At 68.4% G+C, this 26,083-nt stretch carries 23 protein-coding genes; 7 read left to right on the forward strand and 16 right to left on the reverse strand.

Translation table 11 applies throughout. The annotated features are described in order from the left end of the window. The first annotated feature begins 104 nt into the window (after positions 1 to 104). Positions 105 to 539 (forward strand): methylmalonyl-CoA epimerase, encoded by a 435-nt coding sequence (gene mce, locus RN901_RS12675; RefSeq protein WP_310758654.1) that lies wholly within the window; start codon positions 105 to 107, stop codon positions 537 to 539. Continuing rightward, complete coding sequence (locus RN901_RS12680; protein ID WP_310758655.1) at positions 536 to 1,342, forward strand: TIGR04283 family arsenosugar biosynthesis glycosyltransferase; 807 nt, start codon at positions 536 to 538, stop codon at positions 1,340 to 1,342. The genes mce and RN901_RS12680 overlap by 4 nt, the downstream gene beginning before the upstream one ends. Here RN901_RS12680 and RN901_RS12685 read toward each other — a convergent pair. Next, positions 1,275 to 1,748: a hypothetical protein gene (locus RN901_RS12685; RefSeq protein WP_310758656.1), complete on the reverse strand. Its 474-nt coding sequence runs from the start codon at positions 1,746 to 1,748 to the stop codon at positions 1,275 to 1,277. The two genes, RN901_RS12680 and RN901_RS12685, sit on opposite strands and share 68 nt — an antisense overlap. Continuing rightward, on the reverse strand, positions 1,748 to 4,372 hold the full coding sequence (gene clpB, locus RN901_RS12690; protein ID WP_310758657.1) for an ATP-dependent chaperone ClpB: 2,625 nt from the start codon (positions 4,370 to 4,372) through the stop codon (positions 1,748 to 1,750). Before clpB ends, RN901_RS12685 begins: the two co-directional genes overlap by 1 nt. A gap of 316 nt (positions 4,373 to 4,688) precedes the next feature. Here clpB and RN901_RS12695 point away from each other — a divergent pair, with 316 nt between their 5' ends. The 5 genes from RN901_RS12695 to RN901_RS12715 are packed head-to-tail and all read left to right on the forward strand — an operon-like array spanning position 4,689 to position 9,565. Beyond that, on the forward strand, positions 4,689 to 6,749 hold the full coding sequence (locus RN901_RS12695) for an oligopeptide transporter, OPT family (protein WP_310758658.1): 2,061 nt from the start codon (positions 4,689 to 4,691) through the stop codon (positions 6,747 to 6,749). A gap of 26 nt (positions 6,750 to 6,775) precedes the next feature. After that, positions 6,776 to 7,120, forward strand: coding sequence for a hypothetical protein (locus RN901_RS12700; protein WP_310758659.1), 345 nt, complete (start codon positions 6,776 to 6,778; stop codon positions 7,118 to 7,120). Next, positions 7,117 to 7,902 carry an ABC transporter permease gene (locus tag RN901_RS12705; protein WP_310758660.1) on the forward strand — a complete coding sequence of 262 codons (786 nt, stop codon included), beginning with the start codon at positions 7,117 to 7,119 and terminating at the stop codon, positions 7,900 to 7,902. Before RN901_RS12700 ends, RN901_RS12705 begins: the two co-directional genes overlap by 4 nt. Further along, positions 7,899 to 8,645: an ATP-binding cassette domain-containing protein gene (locus RN901_RS12710; protein WP_310758661.1), complete on the forward strand. Its 747-nt coding sequence runs from the start codon at positions 7,899 to 7,901 to the stop codon at positions 8,643 to 8,645. Before RN901_RS12705 ends, RN901_RS12710 begins: the two co-directional genes overlap by 4 nt. Then, the gene (locus RN901_RS12715) at positions 8,642 to 9,565 is read left to right on the forward strand and encodes an MlaD family protein (protein ID WP_310758662.1); all 924 of its coding nucleotides are present in this window, start codon (positions 8,642 to 8,644) and stop codon (positions 9,563 to 9,565) included. The genes RN901_RS12710 and RN901_RS12715 overlap by 4 nt, the downstream gene beginning before the upstream one ends. A 39-nt stretch (positions 9,566 to 9,604) precedes the next feature. Here RN901_RS12715 and RN901_RS12720 read toward each other — a convergent pair whose 3' ends face one another. The 14 genes from RN901_RS12720 to RN901_RS12785 form a co-directional block, all read right to left on the reverse strand. Then, positions 9,605 to 10,387, reverse strand: coding sequence for a Nif3-like dinuclear metal center hexameric protein (locus RN901_RS12720; protein ID WP_310758663.1), 783 nt, complete (start codon positions 10,385 to 10,387; stop codon positions 9,605 to 9,607). A gap of 5 nt (positions 10,388 to 10,392) precedes the next feature. Next, on the reverse strand, positions 10,393 to 11,928 hold the full coding sequence (guaA, locus tag RN901_RS12725; protein WP_310758664.1) for a glutamine-hydrolyzing GMP synthase: 1,536 nt from the start codon (positions 11,926 to 11,928) through the stop codon (positions 10,393 to 10,395). Further along, a complete protein-coding gene (gene hisS / locus RN901_RS12730; RefSeq protein ID WP_310758665.1) occupies positions 11,925 to 13,241 on the reverse strand; it encodes a histidine--tRNA ligase in 1,317 nt (438 codons plus the stop codon). The genes guaA and hisS overlap by 4 nt, the downstream gene beginning before the upstream one ends. Before the next feature lie 37 nt (positions 13,242 to 13,278). Further along, a complete protein-coding gene (locus RN901_RS12735; RefSeq protein WP_310758666.1) occupies positions 13,279 to 13,701 on the reverse strand; it encodes a BrxA/BrxB family bacilliredoxin in 423 nt (140 codons plus the stop codon). A gap of 2 nt (positions 13,702 to 13,703) precedes the next feature. Continuing rightward, positions 13,704 to 15,020, reverse strand: coding sequence for a folylpolyglutamate synthase/dihydrofolate synthase family protein (locus RN901_RS12740; protein WP_310758667.1), 1,317 nt, complete (start codon positions 15,018 to 15,020; stop codon positions 13,704 to 13,706). Next, complete coding sequence (gene accD / locus RN901_RS12745; RefSeq protein ID WP_310758668.1) at positions 15,014 to 15,850, reverse strand: acetyl-CoA carboxylase, carboxyltransferase subunit beta; 837 nt, start codon at positions 15,848 to 15,850, stop codon at positions 15,014 to 15,016. The genes RN901_RS12740 and accD overlap by 7 nt, the downstream gene beginning before the upstream one ends. Further along, entirely contained in the window at positions 15,851 to 17,065 is a 1,215-nt protein-coding gene (gene rodA / locus RN901_RS12750) for a rod shape-determining protein RodA (RefSeq protein ID WP_310758669.1), read from the reverse strand. After that, positions 17,062 to 18,900 carry a penicillin-binding protein 2 gene (gene mrdA / locus RN901_RS12755; RefSeq protein WP_310758670.1) on the reverse strand — a complete coding sequence of 613 codons (1,839 nt, stop codon included), beginning with the start codon at positions 18,898 to 18,900 and terminating at the stop codon, positions 17,062 to 17,064. Before mrdA ends, rodA begins: the two co-directional genes overlap by 4 nt. Before the next feature lie 10 nt (positions 18,901 to 18,910). Continuing rightward, entirely contained in the window at positions 18,911 to 19,372 is a 462-nt protein-coding gene (gene mreD / locus RN901_RS12760) for a rod shape-determining protein MreD (protein WP_310758671.1), read from the reverse strand. Continuing rightward, positions 19,369 to 20,262, reverse strand: coding sequence for a rod shape-determining protein MreC (locus RN901_RS12765; RefSeq protein ID WP_310758672.1), 894 nt, complete (start codon positions 20,260 to 20,262; stop codon positions 19,369 to 19,371). The genes mreD and RN901_RS12765 overlap by 4 nt, the downstream gene beginning before the upstream one ends. A 27-nt stretch (positions 20,263 to 20,289) precedes the next feature. Next, positions 20,290 to 21,324, reverse strand: coding sequence for a rod shape-determining protein (locus RN901_RS12770; RefSeq protein ID WP_310758673.1), 1,035 nt, complete (start codon positions 21,322 to 21,324; stop codon positions 20,290 to 20,292). A gap of 182 nt (positions 21,325 to 21,506) precedes the next feature. Further along, on the reverse strand, positions 21,507 to 22,622 hold the full coding sequence (ald, locus tag RN901_RS12775) for an alanine dehydrogenase (protein ID WP_345782397.1): 1,116 nt from the start codon (positions 22,620 to 22,622) through the stop codon (positions 21,507 to 21,509). Positions 22,623 to 22,624: 2 nt separating this feature from the next. Continuing rightward, positions 22,625 to 23,824: a pitrilysin family protein gene (locus RN901_RS12780; RefSeq protein ID WP_310758675.1), complete on the reverse strand. Its 1,200-nt coding sequence runs from the start codon at positions 23,822 to 23,824 to the stop codon at positions 22,625 to 22,627. A 119-nt stretch (positions 23,825 to 23,943) separates the two neighbouring features. Then, complete coding sequence (locus RN901_RS12785; protein WP_310758676.1) at positions 23,944 to 26,040, reverse strand: polyribonucleotide nucleotidyltransferase; 2,097 nt, start codon at positions 26,038 to 26,040, stop codon at positions 23,944 to 23,946. Positions 26,041 to 26,083 lie beyond the last annotated feature (43 nt).

A 26,083-nucleotide genomic window follows, 5' to 3' on the forward strand; every position in this document is an offset into this window, starting at 1 on the left:
GCCCGGCTCACCGACCGGGAAGAACCGCTTCTTCTCACTGGCTCCGGTGCCGGGTCCGGAATACGTTCCCGCGCGTGGGCAACGACACAGGGTTTCCGGCCGCAGTGAACCAAGGCAACCGTATTCCGGGCGCGCCCATAATCGACCACGTGGGAATCGCGGTCAACTCGCTGCCGGAAGCCGTCCGGCTGTGGTCCGCTATCCTGGGCCAGCCGCCGTCCGGGGAGGAAACCGTTCCCTCGGAGGGCATTCGAGCCGCCTTCTTCGGCGAAGGTTCCGGGCGGATCGAGTTGCTCGCTCCCCTGACCCCGGAGTCTCCCATCGCCCGCTTCCTCGACCGGCGCGGGCCCGGCATCCACCACGTCTGCGTCTGCGTCGACGATCTCGAGACGGCCCTAGCCGAAGCCGAAGCGGCCGGCGCGGAAGCCATACCGCCCCGGATCCGCCGCGGCGCCGGCGGCGCCCGCATCGCATTTCTGCATCCGCGCTCGCTGAAGGGAGTTCTCCTGGAGATGCGGGAGGATCCCGAGCGCGGGTGACACGGGAGCCGGAACCCGTCGCCGGGTCGCCGCGACGGTCGGAGCGTCCGGGGCCGGAGTTTTCCGTCATCGTGCCGACCCTCAATGAGGAGGCACGGCTCGATGAGACGCTCCGGCGCGCAAGAGCCGCTCTCGGCCCGGAGGTGGAAGTCATTGTGGTCGACGGAGGCAGCCGGGACCGCACGACGGAGATCGCGGCCCCCCACGGCCGCGTCCTGTCGACACGCCGGAATCGCGGCGCCCAGCTCGCCGCCGGGGCCCGCGCCGCCACCGGAGAGATCTTCGTCTTCGTTCACGCCGATACGTGGCTTCCGGACGGCGGCGCGGCGGCCATCCGCGCGGCCGTCCATGCGGGCTCGGAGGCGGGCTGTTTCCGCTTCGCCCTCCAGCCGAGCGCGCCACGATGGCGCTATCGCCTGCTCGAATGGGGCGTGAACTGGCGTACGCGCCGACTCCGCACCGCCACTGGAGATCAGGCCCTGTTCGTCACGCGCGACGCCTACCACGCATGCGACGGCTTCAGGGACCTTCCGCTTTTCGAAGACGTGACCTTCGTCCGGGCCGTACGGCGGGTCACCCGCTTTCGCCTTCTCCCCCTCGTAGCGTGCACCTCGAGCCGGCGCTGGGAAGCCGGTTTCCTCCGCACGGTCCTCAAGCACTGGGCGTTACGCGCGGCCTTCCTCGTCGGCGCGGATCCGCGGCGACTCAGCCGGTACCACGAACGGCCGGCCGGGATCACGGCGTCCCGAGTCCCTCCGTCGCGATGCGCTCCACAAACCAGCGGTTCCCGTCCGAAACGATGATGAACGGGACGCTCACATCTCCGCTGCGCGTCCCCGTCAGATCCACCATCCAGCGCGAGGCGCCGCCGGCCCCGGCGATGGGATTCGCGCGGAGCTTCCAGGCGCGCGGCGCGAGCAGGCTCGCAAGCACGAACATTCTCTGTTCCGTCTCGGCCCGCCCCCAGCGACGTTCCGCCGGGCCCTCGTCCGTACCGAACAGCCGCGCCATCGCAGGGTAGTCGCCGAGCCGCGCGGCATCGAGAAACCGTCCGATGGCCGCCTCGGCGGACTCGGCTCCATACAGGTCCGCGCCGTACCCTGGCCCGGCACTTCCGCGCGACGCACAGCCGATCAGCGCGAACCCCGCCACGGCCACAACCATGACCCCGGCGCGGACCCCTGCACCCTCCCAAAGACTCCCCCTCATCATTCCTCTCCCTCCCTTGAATCGGGTGTGTCCGATGGCTCGAAGCGCAGCCCGTCGCCGTCTTCGTCGACTTCCACGCGCAGCACGTCGCCTTCGCGAAAGCGTCCTTCCAGAAAGGCCATGGCGAGCGGGTTCGCGATGAGCCGCTGGATCGCGCGCTTGAGCGGGCGCGCCCCGAACGCGGGGTCGTACCCGACTTCCGCGATTCTTCGCCTGGCGGGTCCGCTCACCTCGATCCGGACATCCCGTTCCGCCAGCATCCCGGCCACCCGATCCACCTGTATCCCCACGATCGACTCGAGGTGCTCCCGGCTCAGCGGCTGGAAGACGAGGATCTCGTCCACGCGGTTGAGGAACTCCGGCTTGAAGCGGCTGCGCAGGGCATTCTCGACCTCCGCCTCCGTCCCCGCCCACGACTCGCCGGCCTCGGAACGAGCGAGGATTCGGGAGCTGCCGATGTTGCTCGTCATGATGAGCACGGCGTTGCGAAAGTTCACCGTGCGCCCGCGGCCATCCGTCAACCGCCCGTCATCCAGGATCTGCAGGAGGACGTTGAAGACCTCCGGGTGCGCCTTCTCGATCTCGTCGAAGAGCACGACGGTGTAGGGACGCCGCCGCACGGCCTCGGTGAGCTGCCCGCCCTCCTCGTAGCCGACATACCCCGGGGGTGCTCCGATGAGACGTGCCACCGCGTGCCGTTCCATGTACTCGGACATGTCGATCCGGACCATGGCGGACTCCTCGTCGAAGAGGAACTCCGCCAACGCCCTCGCCGTCTCCGTCTTCCCGACGCCGGTGGGGCCGAGGAACATGAAACTCCCGATCGGACGGTTCGGATCCTGGAGTCCCGCCCGACTCCGGCGCACGGCATCCGACACCGCCGTGATGGCGTGAGACTGGTTCACCACTCGCCGGTGCAGGTGCTCCTCCAGCGTGGCGAGCCGGTCCTTCTCGTCTTCGAGCATCCTCGCCACCGGAATCCCGGTCCAGCTCGCCACGACCTCGGCGATCTCGCCGGGTCCGACTTCCTCGTTCAGAAAGGAGCCCTCGTCCTGGATCTCCCTCAGTTTCGCTTCCGCGGCGAGGAGTTCGGTCCGCCGCTTCGGCAACTCGCCGTGCAGGATTTCGGCCGCGCGCTGGTGGTCCACGCGCCGCTGCGCCTGCTGCGCCTCCACGCCGAGTTCCTCGATCTCGCGCTTGAAGCGCTGGACCGTCTGGATGGTGTCCTTCTCGCGGATCCAGCGTGCGTTCAATCCCGCGAGCGACTCGCGCGCCGAGGCCAGCTCGCCCTCCAGTTCCGTGAGCCGCCCCCGGCTCCGTGCGTCGTCCTCTTCGCGCAGTGCCTCGCGCTCGATCTCCAGTTGCGTGACCCTGCGATCCAGTTCGTCGATCTCTTCCGGCATGGAGTCGATCTCGATGCGGAGCCGCGACGCAGCCTCGTCCACGAGATCGATCGCCTTGTCGGGCAGAAACCGGTCGCCGATGTAGCGATCGGACAGGCGCACGGCACTCACGAGCGCCGGGTCCGTGATCCGCACGCCGTGGTGCACCTCGTAGCGCTCCTTGAGTCCGCGCAGGATGGCGAGGGTCTCGTCCACCCCGGGTTCGCCGACGAGCACCGGCTGGAACCGCCGCTCCAGAGCCGGGTCCTTCTCGATATGCATCCGGTATTCGTCGAGCGTCGTCGCGCCCACCATGCGAAGCTGGCCCCGGGCCAGAGCGGGCTTGAGCATGTTCCCCGCATCCACGGCGCCCTCCGCCGCCCCCGCTCCCACGACCGTGTGGAGTTCGTCCAGGAAGACGACGTAGCGGCCGCCGGATTCCGTGATCTCCTTCAGCGTGGCCTTCAGACGTTCCTCGAACTCGCCCCGGTATTTTGCGCCCGCGAGCATCGACCCGATGTCCAGCTGCACGAGTTGCTTGTTCCGCAGTGATTCCGGGATGTCTCCCGCCACGATGCGCTGCGCGAGCCCTTCCGCGATCGCGGTCTTGCCCACGCCGGGCTCGCCGATGAGGACGGGATTGTTCTTCCTTCGCCGCGAGAGGACCTGCATGACGCGGCGGATCTCGGCATCCCGGCCAATGACCGGGTCGAGCTTCCCGGCGCGTGCCTCGGCCGTGAGATCGACGCCGTACCGCTCGAGGGCCCGATACTTCCCTTCCGGATCCTGATCCGTCACGCGATGCGGTCCCCGGACTTCCTCCACCGCCTGACGTGTCGATTCCGGACCCGCTCCCGCGTTCCGGAGCAGCGGGCCCGTCGTGGAGGCCTGTTCCCCGGCGAGGGCGAGGAGGAGGTGTTCGGTCGTCACATAGCCGTCGCCCATCTCCCCCGCGAGCGCATCCGCCGCGTCGAGGACGCGGTCGAGTTCGCGGCTGAAGCCCGGCGCCGCTCCACTCTGCCTCGGCAGGCGGCGCACGGCCCCTTCCAGGCGCGCCTCCAGATCGGGGAGATCGACGCCGACCGTCTGCAGGACCGGCACGATGACGCCACCCTCCTGCGCGAGCAGCGCCGCGAGAAGGTGGACGTCCTCGACGGCCGGGTTGTCCGACCGGCGCGCCGCGATCATCGCATCGTTCAGGGCCTCGCGGGCCTTGAGCGTGAGTCTGTCGTTCGGGATCATCTTCTATTCGCTGCCTTGGAGTCCCTGGGTGCGTCTTCGCGTCGAACCGCCGCCATCGGGTTGCGGCTCCCCGCTTCATGAGCAATCCCCATGCCCCGTCAGGCGCCGGGTTCGGGATCCCGATCCGCCGGAACGGCGGGATGACCGCCGATCAGGCGGTGGCGGGTACCACCGGCCTCCCGACCTGGTGCCACTTCGGCAGGGCTCCCGTGTTGACCCCTGCCGGACCCGCAACTAGCGTCCCATCGGTCGACCCCGCCCCATGAGGATTCGATCGTCTCCCGTGTCGGTCCCGGGACAATCTGGAGGGATGCCCATGTCGGACACAGCAGCCGGCGCCTCGGAATCGCGCGCGCACAAGCCGTATATTCCCGCGTCGCAGTCCCTGCCCGAGATCACCGGCAAGGCGATCGTCCTCGGCATCCTTCTCTCCGCCGTCCTCTCGGGGGCGAACGCCTATCTGGGCCTCAAGGTGGGCCTCACCGTGTCCGCGTCGATCCCGGCCGCCGTGATCTCCATGGCGATCCTCAGGATGTTCCGCGAGCACAATATCCTCGAGAACAATATCGTTCAGACAGCCGCTTCGGCGGGCGAGTCGCTGGCGGCCGGCGTGATCTTCACCCTGCCCGCCCTCATCCTCCTCCGCCACTGGGCCGGGTTTCCGTTCCTGCCCACGATGGGGATCGCCCTCTGCGGCGGGATTCTCGGCGTCCTCTTCACCATCCCGCTCAGGCGGGCCCTCATCGTCGAGGCGGATCTGCGCTTCCCCGAGGGTGTGGCGACGGCGGAGGTGCTGAAGGCCGGGGCCAGCGGCGGCTCCGGAGCGAGGCTGATCGCGCTCGGGGGCGTGGCGGCCGCCCTGCTGAAGTTCTCGCAGACGGGCCTCAAGGTCGCGGGCTCCTCCATAGAACACGGCTTTGCGTTCGGCCGGTCCGTCTTCGGGATCGGAAGCGACCTCTCCCCCGCCCTGCTCGGCGTCGGATACATCGTCGGACCCCGCGTCGGCAGCCTCGTGCTCGCGGGCGGCGCGATCTCCTGGATCGCCGGGATCCCCATCTACATGGCGATCACGGATCCGCAGGTTGTCGCCGGCATCACGGGGGATGCGAGCGGGTACGACGCGGCCGCCGCGATCTGGAGCGCGCAGATCCGCTTCATGGGCGTAGGCGCCATGGTCGTGGGTGGGGTATGGGCCCTCGTTTCGCTCCTGGGCCACGTGCGGGATGGCGTGCGCTCCTCCATCGCGGCGCTGCGCGCGGCGCGCGCGGCCGACGGCGGTCCGGAAATCCTCCGCACCGAGCGCGACATGCCGATCAACTTCGTCGGGATCGGGACCGTGGCGCTGGCGGTGCCGATCCTCGCGGTGTTCGTGCTCGTCATCGACCGCGGCGCGCTCGCCATCACGCCCGGACTCTACTGGATCGTGCTCGCGCTGGGGACGGTCTTCGCTCTCCTGGCGGGGTTCCTCTTCGCCTCGGTCGCGGGCTACATGGCGGGACTCGTGGGCTCCTCGAACAACCCGATCTCGGGGGTGACGATCGCGACGATCCTCACGATCTCCCTCATCCTCTATCTCCTGCTGGGATTGCAGGTCGACTTCACCGTCTCGGCGCCCCAGGCGCTTTCGGCGGCGGCGACCGCGATCCTCGTGGGGGCCGTCGTCGCGTGTGCCGCCGCGATCGCGGGGGACAACATGCAGGACCTGAAGGCGGGCCGGATCGTCGGCGCGACGCCCCGCCAGCAGCAGATCATGCAGCTCGTCGGCGTCACGGCCGCCGCGCTCGTCATCGCGCCGATCCTCGGCCTCCTGTTCGAGGCCTACGGGCTCGGCGGCGTCCTGCCGCGAGAGGGTATGGACCCGGAGGAGATGCTGCAGGCGCCGCAGGCGACGCTGATGGCTTCGGTCGCCGACGGCGTCTTTTCGCGCAATCTCCCGTGGGCGATGATCGGGATCGGGGCACTCATCGCCGCGTGCGTGATCACCCTCGACCAGGTTCTCAAGGCGCGCGGCTCCAGCCTGCGGGTGCCAGTCCTCGCCGTCGCGGTCGGCATCTACCTGCCCATCGAACTCGAAGTTCCGATCTTCGTGGGCGGGCTCGTGGCGTGGCTGGTGGGCCGGACCGTGCTGCGAGGCGGGGGCGGCGAAGGGGCCGTCCGGCAGGCGAACCACCGCGGGCTCCTCTTCTCCTCCGGACTCATCACCGGAGAGGCGCTCGTCGGGATTTTCCTCGCGATCCCGTTCGCCCTCTCACAGAGCACGGATGTGCTGAGCCTCGTGCCGGAGAGCTTCGATCCGGCCGCGCGCTGGATCGGCGCCGCGGTCGTCGTCGGGTTCATTGTCTGGCTCTACCGCGCCTCGCTTCGCGCTTCCGAATGAAGCGCCCGCGCCGCGACGGAGCCATCGTGAAACCGATCCTGCTCGTCGCAGGCCTCGTGGCCGCCGGCTGCGGCGGGTCCGGCGGCGGCCTGGACGAAGACACGTACGTTCAGGTCATGGCCAGACTCACCTGGGCTCGCGCGAAGTACGCGGACACCGCGGAGGGCGACTCGGTGCGGGCCGCGACGCTCGACGAGCATGGCGTGACCGGACAGCAACTCGAGGAATTCACCACGCGGTTCGGAGACGACCCCGGACGCATGCACCGGCTGTGGGAGGCGATTCGGCTCGAAGTGGAGGTGCTCGACGGCGTTCCGCGACCGGAATCGCAGGTGGAGGTGCCGGACGAGGAAAGGCACGAAAGCCGTTGAGGGCACCGAACCTCCTCGCCGCGCCGGGCCGTTCCGCCCGCGCCGCGGCGCTCCACGCCGGAAGGGCGGGCATGCTCGGCGTCGCGACGCTTCGCGCGCTCGCCCAGCCGCGCCGGTACGCGCTGGAGACGGTTCAGCACGCGAAGTTCATCGGTCTCGACAGCCTCCCGCTGGTGCTGCTGATGGGCGCCCTCTCGGGTGCGGTCATGGCCCAGCAGACGATGTACCAGCTCTCCCCGGGACTGCCGAGGGAGATCGTGGCGGGCGGCGTCGTGGGCGGCATGCTCACGGAACTGGGACCCGTACTGACGGCGGTCGTCCTCGCGGGACGCGTGGGCGCGGCCATCGGGGCCGAACTCGGCACGATGAAGGTGACGAACCAGATCGACGCGCTTCTGACGATGGGTCGGGATCCCGTCGTGGAACTCGTGGTCCCGCGGGTGGTCGCGGGAACCCTCATTCTGATCCCGCTCGTCATGCTCGCCAACGTGATGGGAGTCTTCAGCGGCTACGTGACATCGGTCGGCATCCTCGGGCTGAGCACGGCCGAGTACGTGGATGGGGCGAAGGGGTACTATCACCACGGCGCGCTCATCTTCTCGCTCGTGAAGGCGGTCGCGTACGGATTCGCGATCACGTTCATTTCAAGCCACGTCGGGCTGCGCGCGACCGGCGGGGCGGCGGGCGTCGGCCGCACGGCGACGAGGGCGGTCGTCGCGATCATCGTCTCCATCATGGTCCTGGACACCGTGCTGGGGCCGGTGTACAAGACGCTCACGTGATCAGGATCATCGGAGTGCACAAGTGGCTCGGGGGACGTCCGGTCCTGAGCGGCGTCGACCTCGACGTGCGGGAAGGTGAAACGCTCGCCATCATGGGGCCGTCGGGAACGGGAAAGAGCGTCCTCCTCAAGCACATCGTCGGCCTGTTCGATCCGGACGCCGGAGACATCCTCGTCGATGGAATCTCGGTCCCATCGGCCGATCGGGCCGAGATGGCCGCCGTTCGCACCAAGACCGCCTACGTGTTCCAGAATTCCGCCCTCTTCGATTCCATGACGGTGCGCGGGAACCTGCTGATGGGCCTCCCACCGGGTTTCTGTCGCGGCCGTGCGGCCAAATGCGAGGAACTGGTCCGCACCGCGCTCGATCACGTGAACCTCGAGCCGGAAGTACTGACGCTCCTGCCCGCCGAACTCTCCGGGGGGATGCAGCGGCGGGTCGCCATCGCGCGCGCCATCATCGGGAAGCGCCGCTACGTCCTGTATGATGAGCCCACGACGGGACTCGATCCCGTCAACGCCACCCGCATCAACCGCCTCATCGCGCGCGTGAGCGAGGAAGTCGATGCGACGAGTATCGTCGTGACCCACGACGTGGAGTCCGCCTTCTTCCTGGCAGACCGGATCGCCCTCCTTTCCGGGGGCGTGGTCGCGGCCGAGGGTACGCCACAGCAGTTGCGCGAGACGGACAACCGGGCAGTGCGCGAGTTTCTCGACGCGGGGCCTGCGCGAGGTCCCGCGTGAGGGACCCGGGGCTGCGCGACCGCGGCGTCGAGGTCCGGGTCGGCGTATTCGTCATCCTTGCCGCGGCCGTCGTCGTCGCGGGTCTGTTCTGGATATCGGGCTCGCCTTTCCGCGGTCCCACCATCCGCGTGTGGGGGATCGCGGCCAACGCGAACCGGATCGCGACCGCGTCGCCCGTCCTGTTGCGCGGCGTGGAGGTCGGCACCGTGGACGAAGTCGCGCTCGAGGCGGAGCATGTCGTCCTCGCGATGACGCTCTCCACGCGGGTTCGGCTGCCGGCGGATACGCGCGGCGCCATCCAGCCGGATGGATTCCTGGGCCAGCAACTCGTCGAGTTGACGCCGGGGACCAGTGCCCGGACGCTGGCGGAAGGCGACACGCTCGTGCTCGACCGCCGGTCCGATCTCACGTCGCTGGCCTCGACCCTCGGGGACGAGGTGAGTTCCCTGATCGGAGAGATGGAATCGCTGCTCGACGGCGGTCTGGCCGAAAACGTCGCCGACGGGTCCGAGGCCTTCACGCTCGCGATGCGGGAGCTCGCCGGAATCCTCGAGACGGAGCGCGCGTCGATCGGCAGCCTGCTCGCCAATATGGATACGCTGTCGAATCGGCTCGCCGGGATGACCGGGTCCGAGGAAGCCGATCGCACGCTGGCCAACCTCGACACGCTCTCGACGCGGCTCGCCGCCGCAAGCGCGGATTTCTCGGCCGCCGGCCGATCCCTCGCCGAGATCACGCGGGGGCTCGAAGGCGGAGAGGGCACGCTCGGAAGACTCCTGCGCGAAGACGCGGTCCACGATGAACTGGTGGAGACGCTGGGCACGCTGCGCGCCGCGGGCGAGGAACTCGCCCTCCTCCTGCGGGATGTTCGTGAACGGCCGGACCGCTACCTGACCGACCTCAAGGTCTCGGTCTTCTAGCGGAGGGCGGGGGCGCGAGGGTACACGCCGGAACCCGCGCTAGAGGCCGGTGGGGACGTCGAAGAATGCGTGCTCCACCCCGAAATGCTCCGCCGCGCGCTTCGCCAGGGCCCGGACACCCAGCGTCTCCGTCCCGTAGTGGCCGGCGTAGATCACGTTGATCCCGAGTTCCATCGCCTCGTGGTAGGTGTGGTGGTTCCCCTCCCCGGTGAGGAAGGTGTCGGCTCCGGCCGTTGCAGCCGCCTCGATCATCGAACCCGCGCCGCCCGTGACGATGGCGAGCCGCGACACGCGTTCCGGGCCGCCGGCGATCACGAAGGGGGCTCGCCCGCACACGGCCTGAGCCCGGGCCGCGAGCTCGCCGAGGGAGGTGTCGACCGTGCCGATGACGCCGATCCCTTCATTCCCCTTGAAGGACCCGAACGGTTCGACATCCCCGACGCGGAGTTCGGCGGCGAGGAGGACGTTGTTTCCGATCCGGGGATGCGCATCGAGCGGGAGGTGCGCCGAGTACAACCCCATCCCGCTCTCCACGAGCCGGCGGCAGCGCTCGTACGCGGGGCCGACGAACGGACGCAGGCCGCCCCAGAACAGTCCGTGGTGAACGAGGAGGATCCCGCACCCGGCGTCGGCCGCGAGGTCGATCGTGGCCTGGCAGGCATCCGTCGCCGCGCCGATGCGGATGACGGCGCGGCGCCCGTCGACCTGCAACCCGTTGAGGGCGAACGGATAATCCTCTATCCCGGCGACGTCCAGGAAATCATCGAGCCAGGCGGCGACTTCCCGGCAGTTCGGGCCGCTCCCGGCGCCGGATTCCTCCACGGAGCCTACTCCCACTCGATCGTGGCGGGGGGCTTCGACGACACATCGTAGGTCACCCGGTTCACTCCCTTCACCTCGTTGATGATGCGGTTGGAGATCCGGCCCAGGACGTCGTGGGGGAACTGGAACCAGTCGGCCGTCATCCCGTCCAGCGAGGTCACGGCCCGGAGCACGACGACGTTCTCGTACGTGCGCGCATCGCCCATGACGCCGACGGACTGGACGGGCAGCAAGACGGCGAACGCCTGCCATATCTCGTCGTAGAGCCCCGCATCGCGAATCCCCTCGAGGTAGATCGCGTCCACTTCCCGCAGCGTGGCGAGTTTCTCCCGCGTCACGTCGCCCAGGATTCGGATCCCCAGGCCCGGTCCCGGAAACGGGTGACGCCCCACGATCTCCTCCGAAAGGCCCAGCTCGCGGCCTACGGCGCGCACCTCGTCCTTGAAGAGTTCACGAAGGGGCTCGATGAGTTCGAACGGGTGATCCGGACGAAGTCCGCCCACGTTGTGATGGGACTTGATCTTCACCGATGGCCCCCACACCGAGACGGACTCGATCACGTCGGGGTACAGCGTTCCCTGCACGAGGAAACGCGCGTCGCCATGCCGGCCCGCCGCCTCCTCGAACACGTCGATGAAGGTGTGGCCGATGATGACCCGCTTCTCTTCAGGCTCCTCGACGCCGGCGAGGCGGTCGAGGAAGAGATCGGCCGCGTCGACGACCTCAAGCCGCATCCCCATGTGTTCGCCGAACACCGCTTCCACGGCGTCGCGTTCACCTTTCCGCAGCAGGCCCGTGTCGACGAAGATGCAGGTGAGCCGGTCCCCGACCGCCCGCTGCACGAGCGCGGCGGCCACGGAGCTGTCCACTCCGCCCGAGAGGCCGCAGATCACCTGTCCATCGCCCACGGTCTCGCGCACCGTGGCGAGCTGGTGGTCGATGATGTTCGCGGCGTTCCAGCTCATCTCGCAGCCGGCGATCTCGAACAGGAAGTTCCGCAGCATCTCGCCGCCGCGCGTCGTGTGGGCAACTTCCGGGTGGAACTGGACGCCCCAGATCCGCCGCTCCTCGGACCGGATCGCGGCGATCGAGTTCTCGGTGGTCGCTGAGACCTCGAAACCCGGCGGCAGCGCGTGGAGGGAGTCGCCGTGGCTCATCCAGACCTGGGTGGGCTCGCCATCGTCGAACCCGCGAAAGAGAGGATCCGCCGCCCGAACCCTGAGTTCGGCCCGCCCGTACTCCCGGCGCTCGGCCTGTTGCACCTCGCCCCCGACGAGATCCGCAACGAGCTGCATTCCGTAGCAGATCCCGAGAATCGGGACGCCCATGGCGAGGGTCTCGGGCTGGGCCGTGGGGACGCCTTCGTCGTACACGCTCGCCGGCCCTCCGGAAAGGACGATGGCCGCCGGATCGTAGCGGCGGACCCACGCCGGGGTCCGCGTCGGCGGGTGCACCTCGCAGTACACGCCCTCCTCGCGAATGCGTCGCGCGATGAGTTGCGTGAACTGGGATCCGAAATCGAGGATGAGAACGCGACTCACCGCACTTCCTCCCCTCTCGTTTCGTCGGGGCGTGGTCCGGCCAGGGTCTCGATCGCGACTTCCCGTTCCTCGCCGGACGCCATGTCGCGGAGTACCGCGACGCCCCGCTCCACTTCCTGCGGCCCGAGTACGATGGCGCGGCCGGCGCCGGCCTGGTGGGCGGCCTTGAACTGGCGTCCGACCCCGCGCGGCCGAAGGTCGTAGAGCACTCGCCGTCCCCGGTCGCGCAGAGCGCGAGCCAGACCGAGCGCAAGCGGGCGCTCCGCATCGGAAACGCATACGATGTAGTCGTCCACGCGACGGGCAGCGTCGGGCGCGAGTCCCCGATCCCTGAGAAGTTCCGTGAGGACCACATCCCCCATGCCGAAGCCGAGAGCCGGGAGATCCACGCCTCCCAGCGCCTTCAGAAGGTCATCATAGCGGCCACCACCGCAGATCGCGCGCAGTTCGTCGCGGCGATCCCAGATCTCGAACACCGTCCCGGTGTAGTAGGCAAGTCCGCGGACGAGGCCCGCGTCGAACCTGACGAAGTCGGCGAAGCCCGTCGCGTCGAGATGCGCAAACACGGTGGATAGTCGGTCGGCCGCCGCGGCGACCGCTTCGTCTCCCGCGTGCGCGGCCGCCAGTTCCTCGAGCGGCTGCCGGATGGCCGCGAGCAAACGAGTCGCCACTTCCTTCTCCACGCCGTATTCCGCGAGCCGCCCGCGGACCCCGTCCTCTCCTTCCTTCTCGAGCCGGTCGAGGGCGCCGAACACCGGGACATGGTCTTCGGCGGAGATCCCGTGGGCGTCGAGAAGTGCGCCGATGAGGCGTCGGTCCGAGATGCGGACCACGATGTCCGCGGCCCCCAGGCCGAGTTCCCGCAGCGCGTCGATGCCCGCGCTGATGATCTCCGCATCGGCGAGCGGGTTCGTTTCACCGACGATGTCCATGTTGAGCTGGAAGTGTTCGCGGAGCCGACCGCGCTGCGGCCGTTCGTAGCGGAAGAGCTGCGGGATCGAGAACCAGCGTACCGGCTTCGGGAGCCCGGCGGCGCGCGCGGCGATCATGCGCGCGAAGGTAGGCGTCATCTCGGGCCGCAGCGCCACGGCCCGGCCCCCCTTGTCCTCGAACTCGTACAGTTGGCCTACGATCTCTTCGCCGGACTTCCGCGTGTAGAGTTCCAGCGCTTCGAGGGGAGGTCCGTCATACTCCGTGAATCCGTAGCGGGCGCCAACCCTGCGCCAGGCCGAAAAGATGTGTCGGCGAAGGGCGAGTTCCTCGGGAAAGAAATCTCGAAAACCGGTCAGACCGCGGATCCCGCCGGAACTCACGGCCCGAAGAGCGGTGGCAACCCGAGGCCCCGCGCGGCTAGCTCGTCGCGCAGTATCGGTCGTACGCCTTTGTGAGGTCGGCCGCGATATCGCGCGCCTCGCGGCCCTCGATCTGGTGCCGCTCGAGCATGAACTGCAGTTCCCCGTCCGAGAGCAGCGCGAGAGACGGTGACGAGGGTCGCACGCCGGTGAAATACTGCCGCGCGCGCGCCGTCGCTTCCACATCCTGTCCCGCGAAGACCGTGACGACGCGGTCGGGCTGCTTTCCGTGACCCATGGCCATCGCCACCGCGGGTCGTGCGTTGCGCGCCGCGCAGCCGCAGACGGAGTTCACGACGACGAGCGTCTCCCCTTCCGACGCGAGGACTTCGTCCACTTCATCGGAGGTCCGGAGCTCACGCACGCCGAGGCGCGTCAGTTCGTCCCTCATCGGTTGTACCAGTCTGGGATCGTACAGCATCTCTAATCTCCTGTTCGTACGCCGTCGAGTTCCGGCAATGCCCGGGCCTCACCCACGGTATAGGCGGATCCCGTGACCAAAAGTGTTCCCGCGCCGGCGAGTGTCAGCCCCCGTGAGACCGCCTCGGCCACGTTCCGGCACACGATCGATTCGAGGCCCCGTTCGCGCGACAGCCACTCCTGCGCCCGCGACGGGTCCCACCGCCTCTCCGCGGGGACGGCGGATCGAGTCAGAATCATAGTGTCGCTGTCAAGCGCGAGTCGGGCCAGCGTGCTCTTCCAGTCCTTGTCGGCCAGCATTCCGACCACGGCGATGAGCGGGCGGGCCACCGACAGTTCTGCCAGCGTCTCGCAGAGCGCCGCGATCGCTGCCGGGTTATGCGCGATATCGAACACGCAGCCCGGGCGTCCCGCCCCCGGAGGCCGGACCTCGAAGCGGCCGGCCAGCCGCGCGCGCGCGATCCCGCGCCGCGCGGCGCCGTCGTCCGGCGGATAGCCGGAGCAGTCCAGCAGCAGGAGAGCGAGAGCCGCGTTGTCCGCCTGGTGCCGGCCCGGGAGGCCCGTGGCAAGCCGCAGGCCGTCGGGACGCGACCCCGAAACGTATCGGAAGCGCGTCCCGGAGGGGTCGGTTCGCACCGCGATTTCCGATACTTCCGCGTCCCTTCCGAGGCGCGCGACCGGCGCTCCGACGCCGCGCGCGACCCGCTCGAGCGCCGCGAGCGGAGGTGGCTCGATTCGACCCAGGCAGGCTGGCGCTCCGCTCTTGAAGATCCCGCCCTTTTCCCTCGCGATCGCCTCGAGAGATCCGCCGAGCCATTCCGTGTGGTCGAGGCTGATCGGGGTGATCGCCGTGCCGGCGGGACGAAGCACGTTCGTCGCGTCGAGGCGGCCGCCGAGACCGGTTTCGACGACCGCCACCTGCACCCCGCATTCCGCGAAGCAGGTGAAGGCGAGCGCGGTGGCCAACTCGAAGTACGTGCAGCTTTCGGCCGCCTCGCAGCCGGCGACGCGAGCCGCGGCGGACTGAAGCGCCGACTCCTCCACCCACCCCCCGTCGATCCGGAACCGTTCCCGAACGTCCTCGAGGTGCGGCGAGGTGTAGAGTCCCGTGCGCGTGCCGCCGCTTCCGAGCATCGACGCCGCGAAGCACGCGGTCGACCCCTTGCCGTTTGTGCCGGCAATGTGGAGCGCGTCGAAGGTTCGTTCCGGCCGACCCAGCTCCGTGAGGAGCGCTTCGATTCTGTCGAGACCCCAGCGGATCCTGGTGGCCGGACGGGAGTCGAACAGGGCCGCGAGGGCGTCCCCGCCCCCGATCAGCACATGTGATCCAGGAGGCTCGCGAGGGCGCCGCGCATCTCCTGACGCGGGACGATGCGGTCGATCATCCCGTGCTCTTCCAGGAACTCCGCGGTCTGGAACCCCTCCGGAAGATCCTGCCGGATCGTTTCCTTGATCACGCGCGGGCCGGCAAAACCGATCAGGGCGCCGGGTTCCGCGAGAATCACATCCCCCAGCATCGCGTATGACGCCGTCACCCCGCCCGTGGTGGGGTTCGTGAGGACGCTCACGTAGGGGATGCCGGCACTCGCAAGCTGCTCGAGCGCGGCCGCCGTCTTTCCCATCTGCATGAGGGAAAGGATCCCTTCCTGCATCCGCGCGCCGCCGGAAGCGGAAATGATGATGAGCGGCACTCCCCGTTCGAGGGAGCGGTCGGCGAGACGGCGGATCTTCTCGCCCACCACCGACCCCATCGACCCGCCGATGAAGCGGAAATCCATGGTCCCGAGGTGGACTTCCCTGCCTCCGATCTCGCCGCGCCCCGTCCGAATGGCATCCTGGTCGCCGCCCCGTTGCTCCGCCTGCGCGATGCGTTCGGCATAGCTGCGGGAGTCGACGAACCCGAGCGGATCGGCGGAGCGCAGGTGCCCGTCGTGGAGTTCGGCCAGACCTCCGCCGTCGAGCAGCATGGCCTCGTAGGACTCCGCGGTGATGCGAAAATGATGGCCGCAGTTCGGGCAGACGTGGAGATTCTCCTCCAGCCGTCCGCTGTAGAGAATCTCGCCGCACCCGGCGCACCGATCCCACACGTCGCCCGGAAGCTCACGCTTCTGTGAGACCAGCTTGCGCTTTGGTTTGCTGAACCAGGACACTCAGGCCTCCCAGGCCACGCGCTGCACGATCCCGAAGCCCGCGTAGAGCACGAGCAGAAAGCTCCCCCCGTAGCTGAGGAGCGGCAAGGGCAGTCCGGTCACCGGCATCATGCCCACCGCCATCCCCAGGTTCACCGCGATGTGCGTCAGGAGGACCGCGAACAGGCAGAATGCGATCAGGCTTCCGAATCGGTCGTCCATCACGGAGGCCACCCGAAGCACGCGCCAGAGGAGGAAAGCGAAGAGCACCAGGAACAGCATCACGCCGATGAACCCGAACTCCTCCCCCACGACGGAGAAGATGAAGTCCGTATGCTGCTCCGGGAGGAAGGCGAGCCGCTTCTGCGGACCGTTGGCGAAGCCCGCGCCGATGAGTCCGCCGGAGCCGATGGCGACCTTCGACTGGATGAGATGCCAGCCGGCACCAAGCGGATCGATCTCCGGGTCCAGGAAGACGAGAAGCCGGTTCCGCTGATAGTCGGCGAGAGAATCCCATATGCGGAGCGTGAGCGCGCCCGCGAAGACGTTTGCGAGGAGCACGCCTACCGCTTCCAGGATGAAGAGGCGGTGTACGTACAGGCAGGCTGCGACGACGAGGAACCCGAGGCCCCACGCGATCCAGTTGAAGCCGAGCAGGAGACTGAGTCCCGGAGACGTGAGCAGGAAGATCTTCGGCAGCGGCACGCCGCTCCAGAACAGCACGGCGAGCAGGAGCGCTCCGAAGATCATGGCGCTGCCGAGGTCTGGCTGCCGCAGCACGAGCACGAACGGGACGAGCGTAATGACGGCGGGTTTCCAGAACTCCAGGAGCCGCTCGTACGGGCCCGGCGCACCTCCCATCACCCGCGCCAGCATGAGGATCGTCCCCAGCTTCGCGACTTCCGCCGGCTGCAGTCGTCCGGGGCCGAGTTCGAGCCAGCTACCGTTCGGGCCCGTCCCGACGAAAAAAACGAGGACGAGGAGGAGGATGGTGAGCCCGTAGACCCAGGGCGCCAACCATTCGAGGAAACGGAGCGAGAAGCGGGAGGTCACGGCCAGCGCGGCGATCGCCACACCGAACCAGTAGAGCTGGCGAACCCAGATTCCGGTGGCCAGCGACTGCACGTCGACCTGCCCGGCCGAATAGATCATCGCGATTCCGAGCCCGGTCATGAACAGAACCAGCGCGAGGAGCGTCGGATCTCCCACCCCGGAGATGCGCAGGCGGTCGATCATCCACCCGCCGGAGCCGGGAGCGCTTCTGTCGGACGGATGCCGGGCGTGTCCTCCGGCGGCAGCCCGAGCGTCTCGAGGTGCCGGTTCACGAGCCCGGCCGCGAGAGGCACGGCGAGCGACGGGGCTCCGTCCGGGTGCCCGTGTTCCACGATCGCCGCGATCACGATCCGCGGATTGTAGGCGGGCGCGAACCCGACGAACCAGGAATGGGGCGGGCCGTGCGGGTTCTGGGCCGTGCCGGTCTTCCCGGCGAGAGTCCAGCGGGCCAGCCGGCTGCCGTAGGCAGTGCCTCCGGGCTCGTTCACGACACGCACCAGGGCGTCGACGAGCTGGCGCCGCTGGACCTCGGGGAGATCCAGCGTCCAGTCCGCGCGCTGCTGCGCGAGCATCTCATCCCGCACGAGGTGGGGTCTGACGGGCGCCTTCCCCGTCGACAGTGCCGCGTAGAACTGGGCCATCGCCAGCAGCGTCTGCGCGTTTTCCCCCTGCCCGATCGAGAGGTTCCACACGACGGCCTCGGTCCACCCTCCCGGCCCCAGATAGTCGTCGTACCACTGTCTGGAGTCCGGGAAGCGGCCCAGCGTCTCGGACGGGAGGTCGATCCCGGTCCGGCGTCCGAAGCCGAACTCTCCGACCCCCGCAAGGAGCGGGTCGAGACCGATCCGCTGCCCCGCCTGATAGAACCAGACATTGCACGAATGCTTGATCGCCTCGGAGAGGTTCAGGCGACCGTGTCCACTCGGGAGCCAGCAGCGGAAGCGGCGGGTGTGGTACCAGAGCCCGCCGGTGCATGCGGACGCGTGGTAGGTATCGAACGCGAGGTCCGCCGTCTTCATCCCGATGGCGGACATGACGAGCTTCCACGTGGATCCCGGGGGGTAGGAAGCCATCGAGACCCGGTCCAGCATAGGCTCGTCCGGGTGTTCACGAAGCGAGTTCCACAGATCCAGGGGAATGCCGCCGATGAACGCGTTGGGGTCGAACGTGGGGTGGCTATAGAGAAGCAGCACTTCTCCCGTGACGGGGTCCAGCGCCACGACGCCGCCCCGCATCCCTTCGGGAAACACCGAATCCGCGTACACCTGGAGGTCGAGATCGATGCCGAGATGCAGGTCATCTCCGGGCACCGGAGCCTGCGCCTGCGCGACCCCCAGATCCCGCACGATCGAACCCAGGGCGTTCACCTCCGCGTAACGGATCCCGTTCCGCCCGGCGAGCCTGTGCTCGTACTGCTCCTCCAGCCCCGTCTTCCCGATCGACTGGCCGGATTCGTAGTCCGCATACTCGGGTCGAGTCAGTTCCTCCGGGCTGATCTCTCCCACGTACCCGATCACGTGCGCGACCGCGGGCCCCGCCGGATAGCGCCGGTGCGGCCTCTGGTCCACGACGACGCGCCGAAACCGGGGTCTCCGTTCCTCGATGAACGCGACCTGCTCGAAGTTCGCGTTCTCGCGCACGACCAGAGCTTCGCCGGGACGGTCCCGGTTGCGCGACAACAACGCGGCGCGCCGCTCGGGCGACAACTCCAGCCGCTCCGCGAGCCGATCGAGTCCGGCCGCGATGGAGTCGCGGGGCCCGGGCAGCATCGACACGTCGTACCCCGGCACGTTGTCCGCGATGGCCCGTCCATAGCGGTCGTAGATGGTCCCGCGCGGCGCCGGCACCGTGATGGTCCGCAGCCGGTTCTCGCTCGAAAGGAGCGTATACAACTCGGTGCTGAAGATCTGGAGGTTGACGAACCCGGCGGCGACGATCGACAGGCAGAAAAAGATCGCACCCGCGGCCCAGCGGCCTCGCTGTTTTCGGATGGAGCGGTGTCCGTTGTCGCGGTTCACATCCTCCCCTTCACCTCGTGACCGCCGAAACCAGTCGTGCCGTGAGCCAGCACGCCGCCGTGGTCAGCGCGGCCGATCCGGCACCGTCGACGAGCAGCGCCTCCGCCGACCAGTCTCCCACGACGAAGATCGCGACCGCCAGCCGCAGAAGCCACGTCCCGAAAAAGACGAAGGCCGGCGTGACCTTGCCCGAATCCGAGTAGATCAGGCGCCGCGCCCAGCCCACGAGTGCCCCGGTCAGCGAAAAGAGTAACATCGTGAGCCCCATCGGTCCCAGCGAGATCGCCGCTTCCATGAGGCCGATCACGCACCCGAAGCCCGCGGCCCGTCCCCATCGGAGTTGCAACGAGCCCATGATCAACCCCCCGGCGACGAGATCCGGCGCGATCGGCCATCGGCTCCAGAGCGGATGCAGCGCGAAGTGCAGGACCAGCAGGAGTGCGGCGACGAACCACTTCCCGGCCGGACTCATCGACGGGCCGAAGCCGTGTCCGTTGGCGCGGCCCCGGATTCCGTCGGCGCGGACGCCGTGTCCGCCTCGACGCCCGCCGGCAACTCGGGCCGGGTCCACACGAACACGTCCCTGACCTCTTCCGGACGCACGGACGGCTCCACGAAATAGCGCTTCATCCAGCCCGCCTCCGGCTCGGCGGGTTCGCGGATGTGTCCCACCGGTACGCCCGGCGGATAGACCCCGGCAATCCCTGTCGTGACCAGCAGAGTCCCCGGCGGGATGTCCGCCTGGAAGGGCGCGCCCTCGAGCAGGAGCACGGGTTGCCCTCCGTCCGCGCGCAGTGGCCTGACGACCCCCGACACACCCTCCCCTTCGGCCAGGACGCTGACCCGGAAGTCGGGATGACTCCAGAATTCGCCCCGCCCCCCCCGACCGTGAGCGGCTCTCACGACGCCGACCAGCCCGATGCCGGTGACGACGCCGACAGGAAACTCGCGACCCCGAAAATCGGGTCCCGACAGGACGAACAGGTCCGGATTGCCGACGTGGGGGCGTCCCGGGTAGACGACCGCCGGCGCGACCGACCCCGCGGGGAGAGCCGAGAGCGCCTGCGCGGAAGACTCTTCCTCGACCGGCGCCGTCCGGTCCCGGTAGCGCAGCAGGAGTTCCGTGAGCGAGTCCCGCTCCGCCAGCAGGCCCTCGACGCGGCGCTCGATCTGGCCCCGCTCGGCTGCGAGGCGATGGAGCAGAAGAAACGGATAAAGCGCGGTGGCGCGGACGGCGGACTCCACCTGGCTCTGATGGGCGCTGGACAGGCCCGCGGCGACGCCGCTGAGGATGAGGGCAAGGGAGAAGAAAACGACATCGAGCAGCTTGCGACCCTGCGGCCGGACGCCCTGGTAACTCACAGGCGGCGAATCAGAAGGGGCTCGGCGTCAACTCGTGAGAACTCCACGATACCGTCCGAATTCCTCGAGGATCTTCCCGCAGCCCCGAACGACGCACGTAAGCGGCTCCGCATCGACGTGGATCGGGAGTCCCGTCTCCTCGCCCAGCAGCGTATCCAGCCCGCGCACGAGGGCGCCGCCCCCGGTCATCACGACCCCCCGATCCACGATATCGGACGCGAGTTCCGGAGGCGTGATCTCGAGCGCCCGCCGTACCGCCGCCACGATCTGCTGTATCGGCTCCTGCAGACACTCGCGGACCTCGGCCGAATGGACCCGGACGGTCTTCGGAATGCCGGAGACGAGATCCCGGCCCTTTACGAGCATCTCCTTGTCGTCGTCCGTGGGATAGGCCGATCCGATCTGGATCTTGACGGCCTCCGCCGTCGGCTCGCCGATGAGGAGGTTGTAGTTCTTGCGGAGGAAGGAGACGATCGTCGAGTCCAGTTCGTCGCCGCCGACCCGGATCGACGTGTCCGCGACCGATCCCGAAAGCGCGATCACGGCGATCTCGCTCGTCCCGCCGCCGACATCGATGATCATGTTGCCCGTCGGCGTCTCCACCGGCAGTCCGACGCCGACGGCTGCCGCCATCGGTTCCGCCACCATGTAGACTTCCTTGGCGCCGGCGGCATGTGCGCTGGACCGGACGGCCCGGCGTTCGAGTTCCGTGATGCCGGACGGCACGCCGACCACGACGAGCGGCCGAATCTTGAAGAACCGCGTGGTCATCACTTCCTTTAGGAAGTAGCGGATCATCATCTCGGTGATGTCCACGTCGGCGATGACGCCGTCCTTCAGCGGTCGAACCGCTTCGATCCCGCTCGGGGTGCGGCCGAGCATGCGCTTGGCTGCAAGGCCGATCCCTTCGATGCGTCCGGTTTCCTTTCGAACCGCGACGACCGACGGTTCGTTGAGAACGATACCCTCGCCTTCAACGTGTACGAGCGTGTTCGCGGTCCCCAGATCCACTCCGATCTTGCTGATCGGCAGGAAGTTGCCCCGCAGCGACCAGGTTGCCATCTAGAAGGCCGCCCTTTCGGGCTGGCGCAAGATCGGTGGGCTGAAGGACACGGGTGGGACTCCTCCAAGGCGGCGAATCGTACCGGAGACAGCCAGTCCGGGTGAAGGACGCCGAAATGTAAACGTACTTTCGGACACAGGAAAGTCGCCGCGCGGCTCCTCTCGCGGTCGGTGTCCCGGACTCACGCGGAGAGCGCCTCCAGGGGCGTGTAATCAAGATCGAACGCCTCTGCGACCGCCTCGTACGTGACCCGTCCTCCCGCGATATTGACTCCCAGGGCGAGGTTCGGATCCTGGCCGCAGGCGGCCTTCCACCCTCGATTCGCCAGGTTCAGTACGTAGGGGAACGTCGCGTTCGTCAGGGCCAGAGTGGACGTTCTCGGGACGGCCCCCGGCATGTTCGCCACGCAGTAGTGGATCACGCCGTGGACGGTGTAGGTGGGGTCGTTGTGCGTGGTCGGGCGAGCGGACTCTACGCAGCCGCCCTGATCCACGGCCACGTCGACGATCACGGAACCGTCCTTCATCCGCCGCAGGTCGTCGTGCCGCACGAGTTTCGGCGCCTTTCCGCCGGGGACGAGCACGGCGCCGATCACGACGTCCGCGCGTTCGATCTGCTCCAGGATCGAGTGGCGGTTGGAGTAGAGCGTATCCACGTTGGCGGGCATGACCTCCGCCAGATACCGGAGGCGCGGGAGATTGACATCGAGCACCGTCACGTGGGCGCCGAAACCCGCCGCGATCGTCGCGGCGTTCGCGCCGACGACCCCTCCCCCGAGGATAACGACTTCGGCGGGAAGGACCCCCGGCACGCCGCCGAGAAGGATCCCGTACCCGCCCGCGATCCGCTCCAGGTTCTTGGCCGCCTGCTGGATCGCCATGCGCCCCGCCACTTCGGACATCGGCGTGAGGAGCGGGAGTTCGCCGGTCGGAAGCTGGACCGTCTCGTAGGCGATCGCGACGCACTCGCTCTTCAGCGTACGGTGCGTGAGGCGCTCGTCCGCCGCGAAGTGGAAGTACGTGAAGATGACCTGGCCGGTCCGCATCCGGGCGTATTCGGATTCGATGGGTTCCTTGACTTTCACGACGAGTTCGGCCCGGTCCCATACTTCGTCCGCCGTCCCGAGCACCTGCGCGCCCGCGGCGACGTACATCTCGTCCGGAAAGCCGCTGCGCAGCCCGGCGTTGCGTTCGACGCACACGGTGTGTCCGGCCGCGACGAGCGCGGTCGCGCCGGCCGGAACGAGGGCCACTCGATTCTCGTCCGTCTTTATCTCCTTCGGTACGCCAACGATCATCTTCATTCACTCCCGCGGGGACCGGGCGCCAACTCGAGCGTTGCGAGCCGTTCGGGTGAGAAGTATGCGGCGGCTTCGAGACACTGCGCACGGTCGACCGCGTCGATTCTCGCCGCCACCTCGTCCAGGGTGCGATACTCGTGGTCGTACAGGGCGACTCCCGCAAGCCGGTTCATTCGACTTGCGGGCGATTCGAGCGAGATCAGAAACTGCCCCTTCAACTGACTGCGAGTGTCGTCCAGCTCCTGGCGCGTCAATCCCTCCCGTGCCAGAAGGGTCAGTTCGTGCTCCAGCGCGTCACGCGCATCCCTGGCGGTCTCGGGCCGGGTCCCGACGTAGGCGCCGACGTGACCCGCCTGCGCATAGAACCCGTGGAAGCTGTACACGGCGTAGGCGAGACCACGCGTTTCCCGGATTCTCTGGAAGAGCCGTGAACTCATTCCGCCCCCGAGGGCCGTCGCCGTCACATGGATGGCGTAGCGGAGGGGGTCGCGGTACGGGACGGAGAGCCCTCCGGTCACGATGTGCGTCTGCCGGCCGCCCTCGCGTCGCATGCGCCGGAAGCCCGATTTGCCGACCGGCGCCGGCGGATCGGCGAGTGTGGGGGCGGCGGCGGGCTCGGGGAGCCAGCGCGCCAGTCCGTCCACGAGGTCCTCGTGCGCTACGGCTCCCGCCGCCGCCACGACGACGTTCCCGGGCCGGTACGCGCGTGCGTGCACCTCGGCCAGCGCGGACACGGAAAGTCCCCGCACCGACTCGCGGGTGCCCAGGATCGGTTCGCCATAAGGATGCCCGCCATAGAGGCTGCGCGCGTGCTCCTCGAAGACGATGTCCTCCGGTACGTCCGCCGCGGAAGCGATCTCTTCCAGCACGACCTCGCGCTCCACCTCCAGGTCCTGTGCGGAGAGCCGCGGAAAGAAGGCGAGGTCGCACAGTACGTCGAGCGCGATGCCGAGCGCCCCCGCCGGCACGCGCGCCTGGAATGCGGTGAACTCGTGGGTCGTATACGCGTCCAGCGTGCCGCCGAGCCGTTCCAGCTCCCAGGCGAGATCGCGAGCGGAGCGCCGGTGCGTCCCCTTGAAGACCATGTGCTCCAGCAGGTGGGACGCGCCGCCGTGCTCGGCATCCTCGTGAACGCGGCCCTGCCGCACCCAGAGGCCGATGGCGACGGAACGCACGGAATCCATGCGCTCGCTGAGCACGGTGGGACCATCCGGGAGACACGTTCGGTACACCTCCCGGTCGAGCCGGCCTCCCGTGTCGTCAAGCGGCCGCAGGTCCCGAGCCGGCCCGCGCGCAGGCGGGCCGGAACGCGACGTGATCAGGCCTTCTCGGCGGGGGCGAGGGCCGCGCGCCGGGAGAGCTTGAGCCGGCCGCGGTCATCCACGGCGAGCAGCTTCACCTTCACCTCGTCGCCGGGGCTCACCACGTCTTCCGTCTTGGCCGTGCGGCCTTCCTCGAGCTCCGAGATGTGGCACAGGCCCTCGACTCCGGGGATGATCTCGACGAAGGCGCCGAAGTCCGTCGTGTTCTTCACGACACCGCGGTAGATCCGCCCGACCTCCGGCTCCTGAACGATGCCCTCCACCATCTCGCGCGCATGCTGCGCACCGGCACCCGAGGGCGCGGCGATGGTGACCGTGCCCGAGTCGTCGATGTTGACCTCGGTGCCCGTCTCCTCCTGGATCATCCGGATCGTCTTCCCCTTCGGCCCGATGACCTCGCCGATCTTCTGGGGGTTGATCTGCAGCGTGACGATCCGCGGCGCGTGCGGCGACATTTCCTCGCGGGCCGCTTCGAGCGTCTCGTTCATCGCCGCGAGGATCCGCAGCCGGGCGTCGCGCGCCCGGGCGAGGGCTTCCCGCAGCGTGTCGACGGAGAGTCCGTCCGCCTTGATGTCCATCTGGACGGCCGTGATCCCGCGCTCGGTCCCGGCGACCTTGAAGTCCATGTCGCCGAGGGCGTCCTCCACGCCGAGGATATCGGTCAGGATCTCAACCTTGTCGCCCTCCTTGATGAGCCCCATCGCGATCCCCGCGCACGGAGCCCGCATCGGAACTCCGGCATCCATGAGGGAAAGCGATCCGCCACAGACGGAAGCCATCGAACTCGACCCGTTCGATTCCAGAATGTCGGAGACGACGCGGATCGTGTACGGGAAATCCTCATATGCCGGAAGGAGCGCCTGAAGCGCGCGCTCGGCCAGCATGCCGTGTCCCGTCTCGCGGCGGCTCGTACCCCGGAACATCCGCACTTCGCCCGTCGAAAAGCCGGGGAAGTTGTAGTGGAGCATGAAGGACTTCGAGGTCTCTTCGCGCACGTCCACGGAGTCGATTCGCTGCTCGTCCCTCACCGTCCCGAGCGTGGTCACCGCGAGCGCCTGCGTCTGCCCTCGAGTGAAGAGCGCCGAACCGTGCGTTCGCGGCAGGAGACCGACGTCGCAGGTGATGTCGCGGACGTCGTTCATCCCGCGACCATCAATGCGCTCCCCATCCTCGAGGATGCGCCGGCGCATCGTCTCCTTCTCCAGCTTTCGGAGCGCAGCGCCGACATCTCCCGAGCAATCCGGGTGGTCGGCCTCGAGCCGATCCGCGAGCTCTTCGCGGAGGGCGGACAGGGCGCGTCCGCGCTCCTCCTTGTCCGCGATCCGGAGCGCTTCGCCCACCTGCCCGGCCGCCAGTTCCGTGACCTTTTCCACGACCTCCGGGTCGGGTCCGACAGGCTCGTACTCGAAGGTCTCCGGGGCGCCCGCCTGCCGAACCAACTCGCGCTGGAGCCCGATCAGATCGGCGATGGCCTTCTGCCCGACCTGCATCGCCTCGAGGAACTCATCCTCGGTGGCTTCGAGACAGGCGCCCTCGACCATCACGATCGAGTCCTCGGAGCCGGCGACGACGATCTCCAGGTCGCACATCTCGAGGTCATCGAAGGTCGGGTTGACGAGCCACTCGCCTTCGCGGCGGGCGACCCGCACGCCGGCAATGGGCCCGTTCCACGGGATCGGGGACAGGAGGAGGGCGGTCGAGGCCCCCAGCATGCCGACGACGTCCGCGTCGTTCTCCTGGTCCGCGGAGATGATGAAACAGACGACCTGGGTGTCGTTCCGGTAGTCTGCCGGGAAGAGCGGCCGGAGGGGCCGGTCGATCTGCCGGGCCGAGATCGTCTCCTTCTCGCCGGGCCGGGTTTCCCGCTTGATGAACCCGCCGGGGAACTTGCCGGCGGCGTAGGTCTTCTCGCGGTATTCGACCGTGAGGGGGAAGAAGGGGAGATGCGTGGGCTTGCGGTCCGCCGTGGCGGTGACGAGCACTGCGGTCTCCCCATACTGCACATAGACGGCGCCATCGGCCTGCCGGGCCATTCTGCCCGTCTCCAGGATCAGGGGCCGTCCGTGGAATTCAGTTTCGATTCGGTGTGTCATTCTTTTTTCTCTTCTTCTTTCGAGTGTGGCGCTGCGGGATTCC

This window comes from Candidatus Palauibacter soopunensis (genome assembly GCF_947581735.1).
GTDB classification, from domain to species: domain Bacteria; phylum Gemmatimonadota; class Gemmatimonadetes; order Palauibacterales; family Palauibacteraceae; genus Palauibacter; species Palauibacter soopunensis.

Excerpts from the sequence above, each read along its gene's own strand:
- RN901_RS12685 (WP_310758656.1), bottom strand. The coding sequence starts at position 1,748 with ATGAGGGGGAGTCTTTGGGAGGGTGCAGGGGTCCGCGCCGGGGTCATG.
- clpB (WP_310758657.1), bottom strand. The coding sequence starts at position 4,372 with ATGATCCCGAACGACAGACTCACGCTCAAGGCCCGCGAGGCCCTGAAC.
- RN901_RS12695 (WP_310758658.1), top strand. The coding sequence starts at position 4,689 with ATGTCGGACACAGCAGCCGGCGCCTCGGAATCGCGCGCGCACAAGCCG.
- RN901_RS12735 (WP_310758666.1), bottom strand. The coding sequence starts at position 13,701 with ATGCTGTACGATCCCAGACTGGTACAACCGATGAGGGACGAACTGACG.
- rodA (WP_310758669.1), bottom strand. The coding sequence starts at position 17,065 with ATGATCGACCGCCTGCGCATCTCCGGGGTGGGAGATCCGACGCTCCTC.
- mreD (WP_310758671.1), bottom strand. The coding sequence starts at position 19,372 with ATGAGTCCGGCCGGGAAGTGGTTCGTCGCCGCACTCCTGCTGGTCCTG.
- RN901_RS12770 (WP_310758673.1), bottom strand. The coding sequence starts at position 21,324 with ATGGCAACCTGGTCGCTGCGGGGCAACTTCCTGCCGATCAGCAAGATC.
- ald (WP_345782397.1), bottom strand. The coding sequence starts at position 22,622 with ATGATCGTTGGCGTACCGAAGGAGATAAAGACGGACGAGAATCGAGTG.
- RN901_RS12785 (WP_310758676.1), bottom strand. The coding sequence starts at position 26,040 with ATGACACACCGAATCGAAACTGAATTCCACGGACGGCCCCTGATCCTG.